We start from the raw sequence: 15,636 nt of genomic DNA on the forward strand, positions 1-15,636 counted from the left end.
TAGCCTCTGAAGGTTGTGAGTGCCAGCGACCGCGTGCGCGTCGCCGTCGTGTTCGGCGGCCGCAGCAACGAGCACGCCATCTCCTGCGTGTCGGCGGGCAGCATTCTGCGCAATCTCGACCCGCAGCGTTTCGAGGTGGTCGCGGTCGGCATCACGCCGGAGGGTTCCTGGGTGCTCACCGACGGCGATCCGGACGCGCTGGCGATCACCGACCGGCGGCTGCCGGAGGTGACCGCCGAATCGGGCACCGAGCTGGCCCTGCCGGCCGATCCGCGGCGCGGCGGCCAGCTGGTGTCGCTGCAGACCGGTGCGAGCGAGGTCCTGGCGTCCGTCGACGTGGTGTTCCCGGTGCTGCACGGCCCCTACGGGGAGGACGGCACCATCCAGGGGCTGCTCGAACTCGCCGGTGTGCCCTACGTCGGCGCCGGCGTGCTGGCCAGCGCCGCCGGCATGGACAAGGAGTTCACCAAGAAACTCCTTGTCGCCGAGGGACTTCCGGTCGGCCCGCACGCGGTGCTGCGCCCGTCGCGGTCGGCACTGGATCTCGCGGAGCGTGAGCGGCTCGGCCTGCCGGTGTTCGTCAAACCCGCGCGGGGCGGCTCCTCGATCGGCGTCAGCCGGGTCTCGAGCTGGGACGAGCTGGCCGCCGCGGTGGCCGATGCTCGCCGGCACGATCCGAAGGTGATCGTCGAGGCGGCGATCAACGGTCGCGAGCTGGAGTGCGGGGTGCTCGAGATGCCCGACGGCACAGTCGAAGCCAGCACGGTGGGCGAGATCCGGGTGGCCGGGGTGCGGGGGCGCGAGGACTCCTTCTACGACTTCGCGACGAAATACCTCGACGACGCCGCCGAATTGGACGTGCCCGCGAAGGTCGACGACGACGTCGCGGATGCGGTGCGCCAGTTGGCAATCCGGGCCTTCAAAGCCATCGACTGCCAGGGACTGGCCAGGGTCGACTTCTTCTTGACCGAGGACGGCCCGATCATCAACGAGATCAACACGATGCCGGGGTTCACCACGATCTCGATGTATCCCAGGATGTGGGCGGCCAGCGGTGTCGACTATCCGACCCTGCTGGCGACCATGGTGCAGACGGCGTTGGCCCGCGGCGTGGGGCTCCGTTAGCCGGCGGGCGCTGGGTTGATGGGCACGGCCGCCATGGCGCGGTCGATCACGTCGGAGAGCTGCTGGATGGGCGTCGGCCCCGAGCCCGGGGGCAGCGTGAGCGCCACGTACACCGGCCGGTCGACCGCGTACCAGGTGGACCTGCCGGCGTCGCCCGCGGATTGCTGACCGGCCGAGACCTCGAACCACTGCACCCGGTCGACCACCTGGATCGGCGATCCCACCACGAACTCGGCCGGGCGGTCGAGTCCGCAGCGCAGTACCACCGGCTCGCCGCCCGCCTGCGTCCGCCACGCCGCGGCGCCGTCGGGGGCCGGCTGCGCCAGCTGGGCGCGTTGATAGTCACCCAGCCGCTGCGGCAGCGCGCCGGCCAGTGACCGGCACGCGCCGTCGTTCGCGTGCGGCGCCGGGGCCGCTGCGACGGCCACCGGTGACGTGGGCGCCTGGCGCGTTGCCGCGACGGCCAGGATCACGCCGATCGCCACGACCGCCAGCAGCACCGCGGCGATCAGCACCGCGCGCGGCGGTCCGTCGTCGGCGGCTGCGACGGCATCGGGATCGGTCTCCACCGCCCGCGCACCTCCTGATCTCGTAGACTGGCGCGGTCCGCTCGCGCGGGCAGGAATCCAACTTACCGGCCGCGAGGGGCCGGAGGAGGTGGCGTGCGCGACGACGATCCCGGGACGCCGGGCCGACCCCCCACGCTGCAACGGCTCGGCGAGTTCGCCGTCATCGACCGGTTGGTGCGGGGCCGCCGGCAACCCGCCGCGGTGCTGGTGGGGCCCGGGGACGACGCGGCGCTGGTGTCCGCGGGCGACGGCCGCACCCTGGTCTCGACCGATGTGCTGGTGCAGGACCGGCACTTTCGGCTGGACTGGTCGACACCCCACGACGTCGGCCGCAAGGCGATCGCCCAGAACGCCGCCGACATCGAGGCGATGGGCGGGCGGCCCACCGCCTTCGTGGCCGGCTTCGCCGCGCCCGGTGACACGCCGGCGGACCAGGTGGACGCCTTGGTCGACGGGATGTGTGACGAGGCGGGGCGACTGTGCGCCGGGATCGCCGGCGGCGACCTGGTCAGCTGCCCGCTGTGGGTGTTGTCGGTGACGGTGCTGGGCGAGCTCGACGGTCGTACGCCGGTGTTGCGGTCGGGGGCGAAGGCCGGCTCGGTGATCGGGGTGACCGGTGATCTGGGCCGCTCCGCCGCCGGATATGCGTTGTGGGACAAGGGCATTGGTGGGCATACCGAGGGATTCGAGGAACTGCGGCGCCGTCACCTGGTGCCGCGGCCGCCGTACGGACAGGGCGCGGCGGCCGCGGCCGCGGGGGCGCAGGCCATGATCGACGTCTCCGACGGGCTGGTCGCCGACCTGCGGCACGTCGCCGAGGCGTCGGGGGTGGCCATCGACGTGTCCACCGCGGCGCTGGCCGCGGACCGGGACGCGGTGGCGGCGGCCGCGGACGCGGTCGGCGCCGACCCGCTGGCGTGGGTGCTGGGCGGCGGTGAGGATCACGCCCTGGCAGCGTGTTTCGCGTCCGCCGCGCCGCCCGGCTGGCGCGTCATCGGCCGCGTGCTCGACGGGCCGGCCGGCGTGCTCGTCGACGGCGCGGAGTGGAGCGGCTACGCGGGGTGGCAGTCGTACTAGGGTGACGTTAAATATCAACGTGACCGTCTACGCCATCGCACAGCTGAAGTTCACCGACCGGGCAGCCTACGACCGGTATCAGGCGAGGTTCATGGAAGTCTTCAGCCGTTACGCGGGAACGCTGCTGGCCGCCGACGAGGCGCCCCGGGTGGTCGAGGGGCGGTCGGACCGCGAAAAGGTGGTGCTGATGTCCTTTCCCGACGAGGCGGCATTTCGGGAGTTCGTGCAGTCGCCCGAATACGAGGAAATCGCGAAGGACCGTCGCGCGGGCGCCGACACGGTGGTGCTGCTCGTGCAAGGCCTCCTATGACCGCGCGCCCGTTGAGCGAGCTCGTCGAGTCCGGCTGGGCGGCGGCGCTCGAACCGGTTACCGACCAGGTCGCCCTGATGGGGCAGTTTCTGCGGGCCGAGATCGCGGTCGGCCGCGGGTACCTGCCGGCGGGGCCAAACGTGTTGCGCGCCTTCACGTATCCCTTCGACGACGTCAGGGTGCTGATCGTCGGCCAGGACCCGTACCCGACCCCCGGGCACGCCGTGGGGCTGAGCTTCTCGGTGGCACCCGAGGTGCGCCCGCTGCCGCGCAGCCTGGCCAACATCTTCGACGAGTATTCCGCCGACCTCGGTCATCCCCGGCCGTCGTGCGGCGACCTGACGCCCTGGTCGCAGCGCGGGGTGCTGCTGCTGAACAGGGTGCTCACGGTGCGCCCCAACAACCCGGCGTCGCACCGGGGCAAGGGTTGGGAGGTGGTGACGGAGTGCGCGATTCGCGCGCTGGCGGCGCGATCGCTGCCCCTGGTGGCCGTCCTCTGGGGCCGCGACGCCTCGACACTGAAACCGATTCTGGCCGAAAGCAATTGCGTGGCGATCGAGTCGCCGCACCCGTCGCCGCTGTCGGCGTCTCGCGGCTTCTTCGGGTCGCGCCCGTTCAGCCGCGCCAACGAGCTGCTCGCCGGGCTCGGCGCCGATCCCGTCGATTGGCGGCTGCCGTGACCGGGATGACGGCCCTGCGCGCCCACCACCGCGGTGGCCCGGAGGTGCTGGTCGTCGAGCAGGCGCCCGTCCCCGTCCCCGCGGCCGGCGAGGTCCTGGTCGCGGTACACGCCGCGGCCATCACGTTCGACGAGTTGACGTGGGAGGAGACCTGGACCCGCGACGGCGCCGACCGGACGCCAGTGGTCCCGTCCCACGAGGTGTCCGGGGTGATCACCGAAATCGGGCCGGGCGTAACGGGTTTCGAGCCGGGCGACGAGGTCTACGGGCTGATCGACTTCGACCGCGACGGCGCCGCGGCCGAATTCGTCGCCGTGCCGGCCGCCGACCTGGCCGCCAGGCCGTCGACCGTGTCCCACGTCGTGGCCGCCGCGCTGCCGCTGGCCGGGCTTACCGCGGTGCAGGCGCTGGTCGAGCACGCCGGGGTGCAACCCGGCGAGGCGGTCCTGGTCCACGGCGGGGCGGGCGGGGTCGGCGCCCTGACGGTGCAGCTGGCCGCCGCGCTCGGCGCGCGGGTCACCGCGACCGTGCGCAGTGCCGCGCGCGAGCTCGTCGGCGACCTCGGCGCGCAACGCGTGATCGACGTGCGCACCCAGGCGTTCGAGGACAGCGGCCCGTATGACGTCGTGATCGACACCGTCGGCGGCGCGACGCTCGACCGATCGTTCGGGGTGCTGCCCCGCGGCGGACGGCTGATCACCCTGTCGGCCCCACCGCCGCCGGGACGGGCCGACGCGAGCGGCGTCACGGCCACGTTTTTCATCGTCCGGCCGAATCGGGATCAGCTCGCCGAGCTCGCCGCGCTCGTCGACACCGGGCGGCTGCGCGTGGAGATCGCGGCGACGTTTCCGCTCGAGGCGGGCAGGGAAGCGTTCGAAAGCGGTCGGCGACCGGGCCGGCGCCCGGGCAAGACCGTCCTCGTCGTGCGGAACTAGCCCCGGACTAGCCCCGGCCGACCTTGCCGGCCTTGATGCAGGACGTGCAGACGTTCAGCCGCTGCTTGTTGCCGCCGGGACGGGTCACGACGTGCACGGTCTGGACGTTGGGGTCCCACCGGCGGCTGGTGCGGCGGTGGGAGTGCGACACCGACTTGCCGAAGCCGGGGCCTTTCCCGCAGATATCGCACACAGCGGCCATGGTTCAAACTCCTCAGAGGTTCGTGGGTCCGGCAGGTGGCCAGGACAGCCCGGAATGACTCGGGCCAGCCCAGGATACCGACTGACATGGGCAACCGCCAAAACGATCAACACGCCTCCGGCGACGTAGCGCCGGGAGTGTCGCCCATCCTGGCTAGGCTCAATGCGCCGACGCGGCTCGCCGCCGCGCGTGTCGTCGCCGGGCTACGCTGGCGCCCACCGGGGGCCGGCGCTGGCAGGCGCCGGGAGGCTCCGATGGGAGGTGGGTCGCTTGGGCACGTCGGAAGCTCTGCTGGACGCAGCGACACTGCGGCACTGGGCCCACACCGCCGTCAGCGACTTGATCACCCACATCGACGAGATCAACCGGCTGAACGTGTTCCCGGTCGCCGATTCCGATACGGGCGCCAACATGCTGTTCACCATGCGTTCCGCGTTGGCGGAGGCCAATGCGGGCGCCGGCACGGAAGGCGGTGCCGCGTGCGTGGCCCGGGCGGCGGCGGCCCTGTCCGCCGGCGCGCTGAACGGCGCCCGCGGCAATTCCGGGGTGATCCTGTCGCAGATCCTGCGGGGAATCGCGGACGTCACCGCCGCCGCGGCGGCCGACGCCGGCGGCGAGCTGCGCCACCTGGACGCGGCCACCCTCGGGGCCGCGCTGCAGCGCGGCGTCGAGCTGGTCATCGCGTCGATGGGCGGCGACGAGGTGCCGGGCACCATCGTCTCGGTGCTGCGGGCGGCCGCCTGCGCCGTCGAGGAGTGCGCCGACCAGGGGCTGGCCGCGGCGGTCACGGCCGCGGGCGACGCGGCGGTGATCGCGCTGGAGAAAACGCCCGAGCAGCTCGACGTCCTGGCCGACGCGGGCGCGGTGGACGCCGGCGGGCGCGGCCTGCTGGTCCTGCTGGACGCGCTGCGTTCGACCATCGGCGGGCAGGCCCCGCCCCGCACGGTCTACGAGCCGTCGCCGCGCGAACCCGAACCCACCGCCCCCGCGCGGCACCTCGGCCCGCAGTTCGAGGTGATGTACCGGCTGGACGGCTGCGACGCCGCGGCCGCGCACCGGCTGCGCAATCGGCTCGACGAGCTCGGCGAATCGGTCGCCCTGGCGCAGGCGGCCGGGCGGGAATCCGCCCCGCTCGACAGCTACTCCGTGCACGTGCACACCGACGACGCCGGCGCCGCCGTCGAGGCGGGCCTGGCGCTCGGGCGGCTCAGCCGGATCGTCATCTCGGCGCTCGGCTCCGGCGCCACCGGGCTGCCGGCGGGCGGCTGGACGCGCGAACGGGCCGTGCTGGCCGTCGTCGACGGCGACGGCGCCGCCGAATTGTTCTCCGCCGAGGGCGCCAGCGTGCTGCGGCCCGAACCGGGGGCCGACGTCAGCGCCCACCAGCTGGTGCGGGCCGTGGTCGACACCGGCGCCGCCCAGGTGATGGTGCTGCCCAACGGCTACGTCGCCGCCGAGGAACTGGTGGCCGGGTGCACCGCGGCCATCGGGTGGGGGATCGACGTGGTGCCGATCCCGACCGGGTCGATGGTGCAGGGGCTGGCCGCGCTGGCCGTGCACGACGCGGAGAGGCAGGCGGTCGACGACGGCTTCACGATGGCCCGCGCCGCCGGCGCCTCGCGGCACGGTTCGGTGCGCATCGCGACCGACAGCGCGCTGACCTGGGCCGGTCGCTGCCAGCCGGGCGACGGGCTCGGCATCGCGGGTGACGAGGTGCTCATCGTGGCCGCCGATGCGGCCGGGGCGGCGATCGGCCTGCTCGATCTGCTGCTGGCCTCCGGTGGCGACCTGGTGACGGTGTTGATCGGCGCCGGCATCGAGGATTCGGGCATGGGAGCCACCGCCCTGGGCGACATCCTGCAGGACCACGTGCACGACCACCACCCGGGCACCGAGCTGATGACCTACCGCACCGGCCACCGGGGCGACGTGCTGCTGATCGGGGTCGAGTAGCCGTGGCGTCGCTGTCCGACCGGCTGGATTACGTGGTGGGCGGCAAGATCGTGCCCCTCCTCGACGAGGTGTTCGGCATTCGCACCGTCGACGACCTGCTCCGCCACTACCCGCGCGCCTACACCGAGGGCGCCGCCGTGCGGGGCGCCGAAAACGAGCGGCCGGAAGAGGGTCAGCACATCACGATCGTCGACACCATCACCGATGCGCACTCCTTCCCGATGAAGAAGACGCCCAAGAGGAAGTGCCTGCGCATCACCGTCGGGTCGGGGCGCGGCAAGGTGACCGCGACGTTCTTCAACGCGGATTACATCAGCAGGGACCTCACCAAGAACACGCGCGTGATGCTCTCCGGTGAAGTCGGGTTCTTCCGGGGTGCGATGCAGCTGACGCACCCGGCCTTCCTCGTCCTCGACTCACCGGACGGGCGCAACCGCGGCACCAAATCGCTGAAAACCATCGCGAACGCATCCCACGCCGCCAGCGGCGAAGAAGTAATGGAAGTTCTCGAGGGTCGTTTCTACGCGATTTATCCGGCCAGCTCGAAACTGCAGAGCTGGGACATCTTCGGCGCTGTCCGGCAAGTGCTCGACGTCCTCGACCCGGTGCCCGATCCGCTGCCCACGGGGCTGCGTGAGCGGCTCGGCCTGATCCCCGAGGACGAGGCGCTGCGCGCGATTCACCTTTCCGAAGACGAGCGCGAACGGCAACGGGCGCGTGACCGATTGACGTTCGACGAGGCCGTCGGCCTGCAGTGGGCGCTGGTCGCCCGCCGGCACGGCGAGCTGTCCGAATCCGGGCCCCCAGCGCCGCGGCGGGACGACGGCCTGGCGGCGGAGTTGTTGCGGCGGTTGCCCTTCGAGCTGACGGCGGGACAGCGCGAGGTGCTCGAGGTGCTGTCGGACGGTCTGGCGGCGACCCGCCCGATGAACCGCCTGCTGCAGGGTGAGGTGGGCTCCGGCAAGACGATCGTCGCGGTGCTGGCGATGCTGCAGATGGTCGACGCGGGCTACCAGTGCGCGTTGCTCGCTCCAACGGAAGTTCTTGCGGCGCAGCATCTTCGGTCCATCAACGACGTCCTCGGCGAGTTGGCGATGGCGGGCCAGCTGGGCGGGGCGGACAACGCGACCCGGGTGGCGCTGCTGACCGGCTCCATGACGGCCGCGCACAAGAAGCACGTGCGCGATGAGGTTGCCGGCGGGCAGGTCGGCATCGTCGTCGGCACCCACGCGCTGCTGCAGGACGCGGTGGACTTCCACAACCTCGGCATGGTCGTGGTCGACGAGCAGCACCGTTTCGGCGTCGAACAGCGAGATCAATTGCGCGCCAAGGCTCGCGCCGGCATCACGCCGCACCTGCTGGTGATGACCGCCACGCCGATACCGCGCACCGTCGCGCTCACCGTGTACGGCGACCTGGAGACCTCGACGCTGCGCGAACTTCCGCGCGGACGCCAGCCGATCGCCACCAACGTCATCTTCGTCGGCGACAAACCCACCTGGCTCGATCGGGCCTGGCACCGCATTATCGAGGAGGTCTCCGCGGGCCGCCAGGCCTACGTGGTCGCACCCCGGATCGACGAGACCGACGACGCGGACAAAAGCGATGAGGTCCGCCGGCCCTCGGCGACCGCGGTGGGGCTTTTCGACCGATTGCGCTCCGGGGAGCTGGCGGACCTGCGGCTGGCGCTGATGCACGGTCGGTTGTCGGCCGACGAGAAGGACGCCGCGATGGCGGCGTTTCGCTCGGGTGAGGTCGATGTGCTGGTGTGCACCACGGTCATCGAGGTGGGAGTCGACGTCCCCAATGCCACGGTCATGCTGGTGATGGACGCCGACCGGTTCGGGATCAGCCAGCTGCATCAGCTGCGCGGGCGCATCGGCCGCGGCGAGCATCCGAGCCTGTGCCTGCTGGCCAGCTGGGTCCCCCCGGACTCGCCGGCCGGCCGGCGGCTGCGCGCGGTCGCCGAGACGATGGACGGGTTCGCCCTCGCCGACCTGGACCTCAAGGAGCGTCGCGAGGGAGATGTGCTGGGCCGCAACCAATCCGGCAGAGCGGTCACCCTGCGGCTGCTGTCGCTGGCCGATCACGAAACCTACATCGAAGCAGCCCGCGAATTCGCCGTCCAGGCATACGAGCGGGACCCCTCGAACCCCGAATTGGCCTTGCTGGCAAGGCGATTCACCGACACCGACCGGATCGACTATCTGGACAAAGCATGAATCGCAAACTGCTGCTGTGGTTGTCGGCGATCGCATTGCTCGCGGTGCTGGTCGCCTACCAGACGCTGGGATCGGAGTCGGCCAAGCGCGCTGAAGTGGCCGCCCGCGCCGACGTGCCCACGGTGCAACCCGGCACCGACGTGCTCGGCGGCGTCGCGGTGCTGCCGGAGCGCGCCCACCGCTACGACTACCGCCGCCCCGCGTTCGGCGACGCCTGGGATGACGACAACGACGCGCCCCTCGGGCACAACGGGTGCGACACCCGCGACGACATCCTCAACCGCGACCTCGTCGACAAGACGTACGTGTCGACCAAGCGCTGCCCGAACGCGGTCGCCACCGGCACCCTGCACGACCCGTACACCAACACCACGATCGCGTTCCAGCGCGGGGCCAAGGTCGGCGAGGCGGTGCAGATCGACCACATCGTCCCGTTGGCCTACGCCTGGGACATGGGGGCCTACGGCTGGCCGTTCCCCGAACGGCTGCGTTTCGCCAACGACCCGGCGAACCTGCTGGCCGTGGAGGGGCAGGCCAACCAGGACAAGGGCGACTCGCCGCCGGCGCAGTGGATGCCGCCGAACACCGCGTTCGCGTGCCAGTACGCCATGCAGTTCATCGCCGTGCTGCGCGGCTACCAGCTGCCGGTGGACCAGGCCTCCGCGGGTGTGCTGCGCCAGGCCGCGGCCACCTGCCCGGCGGGGTAGGCCGCGACGGGTTACGGACCGTCGTAGGTGTCGGGGTCCGGGCGCAGCCGGGTGCCGTCGTTGAGGCCGTTGATCAGGTCCATGTGTTCGGCGGCCAATTCGAAGTCGAAGATGTCCAGGTTGCCGGCGATGCGCTCGGGTTTACTCGAGCGGAAAATCACCGAGTTGCCCAGTTGCACATTCCACCGGAGCAGAACCTGTGCCGGCGTCTTGCCGTATTCGCCGGCGATGGAGGTCACCGTCGGGTTGTCCATCAGCTTGCCCAGAACCAGCGGCGTGTAGGACTGCGTCACCACGTTGTGCTGCGCATTCGCTTTGCGCAGTTCGTCCTGGTTGAGCAGCGGGTGCAGCTCGATCTGGTTGACCGCCGGGGTGACGAACGTCAGGTCGATGACCGTCGAGAGGTGATCCTCGGTGAAGTTGGACACCCCGATCGAGCGGGACTGGCCGTTGCCCCGGCACTGGATCAGACCCCCGAACGAGTCGACGTACTTGCCCACGGACGGCGCGGGCCAGTGAATGAGGTAGAGGTCGACGTACTCGAGGCCGAGTCGCTCCAGGCTGGCGGTGCAGGCCTGCTGGGCGCCGTTGAACCCCTGGTCGGCGGTGGCCAGCTTGGTGGTGACGAACAGCTCGGCGCGCGGGATGCCGGAAGCCGCGATCGCGCGGCCCACCGCGGCCTCGTTGCCATAGGCGGCGGCGGTGTCGATGAGCCGGCACCCGATCTCCAGCGCGGCCGAGACCGCGCGCTCGGTCTCGTCCTCCGACAGGTCGGCGACGCCCAGGCCGAGCACCGGCATGGTGTTTTCGTCGTTGAGAGCTATCGAGGGTATGGCGGTGCCCGACTCGCCAGTCAATGTCATTCACCTACCTGTGAATTGAAGGTTCGTAGATCCGACCCAGTCAGGCTCCCTCATCGAGCCCGAGTTCGACGTCATTTCGGCCGGGTTCCGTGTGCGTTTCACCGACCGGGGACCACGATATTACCCAGCCGGATATGCACCTAATCAATGCCGCCCGGGCTGCCCCAGCCGCCCGGTGGCGCCTCGAGCATGGTCGAATGCGGCTGAGCATGGCCGAATGCGGCACAGTGGCGACGACGTAGAGTTGATCGCGCGGCACGTCGGAATCGGCATTTGCGCCGGCGGGACCCGGAAGACTCTTCGAGCCCGACAACGGGTATCCCATTTCCGTCGTCCAGCGTGGCCAGAATTTTCAGCCAGGGGAGCAGGAGCAGCCATGACCAGAAGTCTGCCGGGGGCGCCGGACCTCGACATTGGCGCCCAGCGTGCACAGATGCGCTGGCTCAGCCGCGTGCAGGGCGTCGTCACCACCGCGGGTGTCAAGGTGATTCCGTGGATCCCGGGCGCCGCCAAGCGGGTGCTTTTCCACGGCCGCTCGGTCATCATCGACGGCAACACGCTCGACCCCACGCTTCAGCTGATGCTGTCGGGTCTGCGCGCCGTCGGCATCGACGGCCTCGTCGTCGACGACGAACCGGCCGCCTCCCGCGCCCAGATGCGCGAGACGCTCGCCGGCTTGCCCGGGCCGCAGATCCACGTCGACGTGGCGGACCTCTCGCTGTCGGGACCGGCCGGCGAGATCCGCGCGCGACACTACCGGCCGCCCGGCGGCGCCGAAGCGCCCCTGCTGGTCTTCTACCACGGCGGCGGCTGGGTGATCGGCGACCTGGACACCCACGACTCCCTGTGCCGGCTCACGTGCCGCGACGCCGGCATCCACGTGTTGTCGATCGACTACCGGCTGGCCCCCGAGCACCCGGCCCCCGCCGCCGTCGAAGACGCCTACGCGGCCTTCAGGTGGGCCCACGAGCACGCCGGTGAGCTCGGCGCCACCCCGGGGCGCGTCGCGGTCGGCGGCGACAGCGCCGGCGGCAACCTGGCCGCCGTGGTCTCCCAGCTGGCCCGCGACGAGGGCGGCCCCGCCCCGGTGCTGCAGTGGCTGATCTACCCGAGGACCGACTTCACCGCGCAAACCCGGTCCATGAGCCTGTTCGCCCGCGGCTTCCTGCTGACCAGGCGCGACATGGACTGGTTCACCGCCCAGTACCTGAGGGCGTTCGACCCGACCGATCCCAGGGTCTCGCCGCTGCACGCCGAGTCGCTGGCGGGGCTGGCGCCGGCGCTGATCGCGGTCGGCGGGTTCGACCCGCTGCGCGACGAGGGCGAGGCCTACGCGGCGGCGCTGCAGGCCGCCGGCACCCCGGTCGACCTGCGCTACATGGGCTCGCTCACCCACGGCTTCGCGAACCTGTTCCAGCTGGGCGGTGACAGCGCCGTGGGGACGAGCGAGCTGGTTTCCGCCCTGCGCGCGCACCTGAGCCGCGCCTGAGCTGTCGTGCGGAACGCCGGTACTCTAGAGGCGCCTCCGTCCGACCGCCGGACGGGCCAGCACCGAAGGATCAGCGTACCTGTGGCCGACAAATCCAAGCGTCCCCCGCGATTCGATGTGAAGTCCGCCACCGGCAAATCCGGCCGACTCGTCCAGATCGGCGGCACGGCCTTCATCGTGATCTTCGCGGTCGCGCTCGTCTTCTACATCGTGACATCGCATCACAAGAAGGGCGGCGCGACGGGAGAGGGCGACACGGTCCGGGTGGCGTCGAGCAAGGTGGTCACCCAGCCCGGCACCAGCAACCCCAAGGCCGTGGTGAGCTTCTACGAGGACTTCCTGTGCCCGGCCTGCGGCAATTTCGAGCGGGCGTTCGGGCCGACGGTGTCCAAGCTCATCGACATCGGCGCGATCGCGGCCGACTACTCCATGGTGGCCATCCTCGACAACCAGAAGAACCAGAACTATTCCTCGCGGGCCGGCGCGGCGGCACTGTGCGTCGCTGACGAATCCATCGACGCGTTTCGCCGCTTCCACAGCGCGCTGTACAGCACCGAGATCCAGCCCGACGAGCGCGGCACCAGCTTCCCCGACAACGCGCGGCTGATCGAGATCGCCCGGGTGGACGGCGTCGTGGGCAAGGTGCCCGACTGCATCAACAGCGGCAAGTACCTGTCCAGGGTCGCCGGCGAGGCCGCGGCCGCGCACATCACCGCGACGCCGACCATCAAGATCAACGGCCAGGATTACGAGCCGTCGACGCCCGACGCGCTGGTCAGCAAGATCAAGTCCATCGTGGGCGACGTGCCGGGCATCGACACCGCCGTTTCTCCCGCGGCGCGATGACGACCCCGGTGTCAGCGCAACCCGCCGAAGAGGCCGGCGGCCTGGCACCGGATTCGCCCGACCGGGCGCGGGTGCCCGCGCCCAGCGCGTGGTGGGTGCTCATCGCCGGTGTGGTCGGCCTGGTCGCCTCGATGACGCTGACCGTGGAGAAGATCGACCTCCTGGTCAACCCCTCCTACGTGCCGACATGCAACATCAACCCGATCCTGTCGTGCGGCTCGGTGATGGTCACACCGCAGGCGTCGGTGCTCGGATTCCCCAACCCGCTGCTCGGGCTGGTGGGTTTCACCGTGGTGGTCGTCACCGGTGTCTTGGCGGTGGCCAAAGTTGCTCTGCCGCAATGGTATTGGGCCGGGCTGCTGGTGGGTGTGCTGATGGGTTCGGCGTTCGTGCACTGGCTGATCTTCCAGAGCCTGTACCGCATCGGGGCGTTGTGCCCGTACTGCATGGTCGTCTGGGCGATCACCATCTCGCTGCTGGTGGTGGTGGCGTCGATCGTCTTTCGGCCGGCGTTGCGGCACCGATCCGGCCCGGCCTGGTTGCTCTACCAATGGCGGTGGTCGATCGCCGCGCTGTGGTTCACCGCGGTGTTCCTGCTGATCATGGCGCGGTTCTGGGACTACTGGTCCACCCTGTTGTGAACGTCTGCCCGTGACCCGGATCATCGGTGGCGTCGCCGGGGGGCGGCGCATCACCGTCCCCCCGCGGGGCACCCGGCCCACCACCGACCGGGTCCGCGAATCGCTGTTCAACATCGTCGCCGCGCGACGCGACCTGGCCGGCCTGGCGGTGCTCGACCTGTACGCCGGCTCGGGCGCGCTGGGGCTGGAGGCCCTGTCGCGCGGGGCGGCCTCCGCGGTGTTCGTGGAGTCCGACCCGCGCACCGCGGCCGTCATCGCGCGCAACGTCGAGGCCCTGGGACTGCCCGGCGCCACCGTGCGCCGCGGCACGGCCGCGACCGTGCTGACCGGCGGGAGGGCCACCGCGGTGGACCTGGTGTTGGCCGACCCGCCCTACGACATCGACACCACGGAGCTGAACGCCGTGCTGGCCGCACTGACCGCGCACGGCTGGGTGCGCGAGGGCACCGTCGCGGCCGTTGAGCGTCCGGCCGCCGCAGCGGCGCTGACCTGGCCGCCGGGCTGGTCCGTGTGGTCGGAGCGCGTGTACGGCGACACCCGTCTGGAGCTGGCCGAATTTGCGTGACGCCGCCGTGTAGCGTCAGTCGGCATGAGCGGCGCGGTGTGTCCGGGGTCGTTTGACCCGGTGACGTTGGGCCACATCGACGTCTTCGAGCGCGCGTCGGCCCAGTTCGACGAGGTGGTCGTGGCGATCCTGACCAACCCCGCCAAGAAGGGCATGTTCGAGCTCGACGAGCGGATCGCGATGATCGAGGAGTCGACGACGCACCTGCCCAACCTGCGGGTGGAGTCCGGTCAGGGTCTGGTGGTCGACTTCGTCAGGGCGCGGGGGATGACGGCCATCGTGAAGGGCCTGCGCACCGGCACCGACTTCGAATACGAGCTGCAGATGGCGCAGATGAACAAGCACATCGCCGGTGTGGACACGTTTTTCGTCGCGACCACGCCGCGCTATTCGTTCGTGTCGTCCTCGCTGGCCAAGGAGGTCGCGTGGCTGGGCGGCGACGTGTCGGAGCTGCTGCCCGAACCGGTGAACCGCCGGTTGCGGGAGAAGCTGTCGGGCCGCGCCTGAGGCGTGGGTCAGAACACGACGGTCTGGTTGTCGTGAACGATCACCCGGTCCTCGCAATGCCAGAGCACGGCGCGCGACAACACCGCGCGTTCGACGTCGGCGCCGACGCGGATCAGGTCGTCGACCGTGTGGGTGTGGTTGACGCGCACGACGTCTTGCTCGATGATCGGGCCCTCGTCGAGCACCTCGGTGACGTAGTGGGCGGTGGCGCCGACCAGCTTCACACCGCGTTCACGCGCGCGCCGATAGGGTGACGCGCCGGTGAAGGCGGGGAGAAACGAGTGGTGGATGTTGATCAACGGGCAGCCGACCGCGTTGAGAAACTCCGGACTCAGTATCTGCATGTAGCGCGCCAGCACCACCAAATCGACGTTGCCGCTGAGCAATTGGAGCTGGCGCTGTTCGGCCTCGGCCCGCGTGTCGCGGGTGGCGGGGATGTGAATGAACGGCACGCCGAAGGGGCGCACGTGGTCGGCCAGGTCGGGATGGTTGGCGATCACCATGGCAACCGACATCTGGAGCTCGCCGCGGCGATTGCGCCACAACAGGTCCAACAGGCAGTGGTCCTCCTTGGAGGCCATGATCGCGACCCGCTTGGCCTTCGAGGCTTCGGTGAACCGGTAGTCGATGGCGAACTTGTCGGCGACGGTGCCCGCGAACTGGCGCTCGAGTTCGTCCTTGGCGGCGGCCAGGCCGGGCAGGTGAAAAATCGCTCGCTGCAAAAACGTTCCGTCCTCCGGCGCGGTGGAGTGCTGTTCGAGCGAAATGATGTTGGCGCCGGCCTGGGCCAGGAAGTTGCTGACCGCCGCGATCAGCCCGGGCCGGTCGTGGCAGCGCAGCAGCAGTCGGCCGATGTCGGCCGGCGGCGGCGGGCCGGCCGGCGGTGGCGGATAGTTACCGGCCTCCGCCGGCGTCGGCATCCCGGATCGCGCCATCTTGGCTTCC

The 15,636-nt window shown here is 70.7% G+C and carries 17 protein-coding genes; 13 read left to right on the forward strand and 4 right to left on the reverse strand.

The window, feature by feature from the left end; genetic code table 11:
- Positions 1-15 precede the first annotated feature (15 nt).
- Complete coding sequence (locus A5705_RS06580; protein WP_067880222.1) at positions 16-1,125, forward strand: D-alanine--D-alanine ligase family protein; 1,110 nt, start codon at positions 16-18, stop codon at positions 1,123-1,125.
- Here the strand turns inward: A5705_RS06580 and A5705_RS06585 are convergent.
- On the reverse strand, positions 1,122-1,694 hold the full coding sequence (locus A5705_RS06585; protein ID WP_067880225.1) for a DUF3515 domain-containing protein: 573 nt from the start codon (positions 1,692-1,694) through the stop codon (positions 1,122-1,124). The two genes, A5705_RS06580 and A5705_RS06585, sit on opposite strands and share 4 nt — an antisense overlap.
- Before the next feature lie 93 nt (positions 1,695-1,787).
- Between A5705_RS06585 and A5705_RS06590 the strand changes: the two genes are divergently transcribed.
- From A5705_RS06590 to A5705_RS06605, 4 genes are read left to right on the forward strand one after another with little or no spacing between them, the layout of a single operon-like run.
- Positions 1,788-2,771 (forward strand): thiamine-phosphate kinase, encoded by a 984-nt coding sequence (locus A5705_RS06590; protein ID WP_068276310.1) that lies wholly within the window; start codon positions 1,788-1,790, stop codon positions 2,769-2,771.
- 19 nt (positions 2,772-2,790) lie between these two features.
- Complete coding sequence (locus A5705_RS06595) at positions 2,791-3,081, forward strand: DUF1330 domain-containing protein (RefSeq protein ID WP_067880580.1); 291 nt, start codon at positions 2,791-2,793, stop codon at positions 3,079-3,081.
- Positions 3,078-3,761, forward strand: coding sequence for a uracil-DNA glycosylase (locus A5705_RS06600; protein WP_068276313.1), 684 nt, complete (start codon positions 3,078-3,080; stop codon positions 3,759-3,761). The genes A5705_RS06595 and A5705_RS06600 overlap by 4 nt, the downstream gene beginning before the upstream one ends.
- A 5-nt stretch (positions 3,762-3,766) precedes the next feature.
- Complete coding sequence (locus A5705_RS06605; protein ID WP_068276494.1) at positions 3,767-4,696, forward strand: NADP-dependent oxidoreductase; 930 nt, start codon at positions 3,767-3,769, stop codon at positions 4,694-4,696.
- Between the two features lie 7 nt (positions 4,697-4,703).
- On the opposite strand, the gene rpmB is transcribed toward A5705_RS06605, so the two are convergent.
- Complete coding sequence (gene rpmB, locus A5705_RS06610) at positions 4,704-4,898, reverse strand: 50S ribosomal protein L28 (protein WP_067880234.1); 195 nt, start codon at positions 4,896-4,898, stop codon at positions 4,704-4,706.
- Positions 4,899-5,168: 270 nt separating this feature from the next.
- Between rpmB and A5705_RS06615 the strand changes: the two genes are divergently transcribed.
- From A5705_RS06615 to A5705_RS06625, 3 genes are read left to right on the forward strand one after another with little or no spacing between them, the layout of a single operon-like run.
- Positions 5,169-6,851, forward strand: coding sequence for a DAK2 domain-containing protein (locus A5705_RS06615; RefSeq protein WP_067880586.1), 1,683 nt, complete (start codon positions 5,169-5,171; stop codon positions 6,849-6,851).
- 2 nt (positions 6,852-6,853) lie between these two features.
- Complete coding sequence (gene recG / locus A5705_RS06620; protein WP_068276316.1) at positions 6,854-9,073, forward strand: ATP-dependent DNA helicase RecG; 2,220 nt, start codon at positions 6,854-6,856, stop codon at positions 9,071-9,073.
- Positions 9,070-9,780: an HNH endonuclease family protein gene (locus A5705_RS06625; protein ID WP_067880240.1), complete on the forward strand. Its 711-nt coding sequence runs from the start codon at positions 9,070-9,072 to the stop codon at positions 9,778-9,780. Before recG ends, A5705_RS06625 begins: the two co-directional genes overlap by 4 nt.
- An 11-nt stretch (positions 9,781-9,791) precedes the next feature.
- Here the strand turns inward: A5705_RS06625 and A5705_RS06630 are convergent, their stop codons facing one another.
- A complete protein-coding gene (locus A5705_RS06630; protein ID WP_197516990.1) occupies positions 9,792-10,637 on the reverse strand; it encodes an aldo/keto reductase in 846 nt (281 codons plus the stop codon).
- Between the two features lie 382 nt (positions 10,638-11,019).
- Here A5705_RS06630 and A5705_RS06635 point away from each other — a divergent pair, with 382 nt between their 5' ends.
- The 5 genes from A5705_RS06635 to coaD all read left to right on the forward strand — a co-directional run bounded on the left by A5705_RS06635 (position 11,020) and on the right by coaD (position 14,691).
- The gene (locus tag A5705_RS06635) at positions 11,020-12,132 is read left to right on the forward strand and encodes an alpha/beta hydrolase (protein ID WP_067880246.1); all 1,113 of its coding nucleotides are present in this window, start codon (positions 11,020-11,022) and stop codon (positions 12,130-12,132) included.
- Positions 12,133-12,213: 81 nt separating this feature from the next.
- Entirely contained in the window at positions 12,214-12,978 is a 765-nt protein-coding gene (locus A5705_RS06640; RefSeq protein WP_067880249.1) for a DsbA family protein, read from the forward strand.
- On the forward strand, positions 12,975-13,619 hold the full coding sequence (locus A5705_RS06645; protein WP_067880252.1) for a vitamin K epoxide reductase family protein: 645 nt from the start codon (positions 12,975-12,977) through the stop codon (positions 13,617-13,619). The genes A5705_RS06640 and A5705_RS06645 overlap by 4 nt, the downstream gene beginning before the upstream one ends.
- Before the next feature lie 10 nt (positions 13,620-13,629).
- Entirely contained in the window at positions 13,630-14,184 is a 555-nt protein-coding gene (gene rsmD / locus A5705_RS06650) for a 16S rRNA (guanine(966)-N(2))-methyltransferase RsmD (protein WP_068276319.1), read from the forward strand.
- Positions 14,185-14,208: 24 nt separating this feature from the next.
- Positions 14,209-14,691 (forward strand): pantetheine-phosphate adenylyltransferase, encoded by a 483-nt coding sequence (gene coaD / locus A5705_RS06655; RefSeq protein ID WP_067880258.1) that lies wholly within the window; start codon positions 14,209-14,211, stop codon positions 14,689-14,691.
- A gap of 8 nt (positions 14,692-14,699) precedes the next feature.
- Here coaD and purU read toward each other — a convergent pair whose 3' ends face one another.
- Positions 14,700-15,626, reverse strand: a complete 927-nt coding sequence (gene purU / locus A5705_RS06660; protein ID WP_156738408.1) for a formyltetrahydrofolate deformylase — start codon at positions 15,624-15,626, stop codon at positions 14,700-14,702.
- Between the last annotated feature and the right edge of the window lie 10 nt (positions 15,627-15,636).

Source organism: Mycobacterium sp. E787 (genome assembly GCF_001668725.1).
GTDB lineage: Bacteria > Actinomycetota > Actinomycetes > Mycobacteriales > Mycobacteriaceae > Mycobacterium.

Coding starts and splice junctions, on each gene's coding strand:
- A5705_RS06600 (WP_068276313.1), top strand. CDS start 3,078: ATGACCGCGCGCCCGTTGAGCGAGCTCGTCGAGTCCGGCTGGGCGGCG.
- A5705_RS06605 (WP_068276494.1), top strand. CDS start 3,767: ATGACGGCCCTGCGCGCCCACCACCGCGGTGGCCCGGAGGTGCTGGTC.
- rpmB (WP_067880234.1), bottom strand. CDS start 4,898: ATGGCCGCTGTGTGCGATATCTGCGGGAAAGGCCCCGGCTTCGGCAAG.
- A5705_RS06625 (WP_067880240.1), top strand. CDS start 9,070: ATGAATCGCAAACTGCTGCTGTGGTTGTCGGCGATCGCATTGCTCGCG.
- A5705_RS06635 (WP_067880246.1), top strand. CDS start 11,020: ATGACCAGAAGTCTGCCGGGGGCGCCGGACCTCGACATTGGCGCCCAG.
- A5705_RS06645 (WP_067880252.1), top strand. CDS start 12,975: ATGACGACCCCGGTGTCAGCGCAACCCGCCGAAGAGGCCGGCGGCCTG.
- coaD (WP_067880258.1), top strand. CDS start 14,209: ATGAGCGGCGCGGTGTGTCCGGGGTCGTTTGACCCGGTGACGTTGGGC.
- purU (WP_156738408.1), bottom strand. CDS start 15,626: ATGGCGCGATCCGGGATGCCGACGCCGGCGGAGGCCGGTAACTATCCG.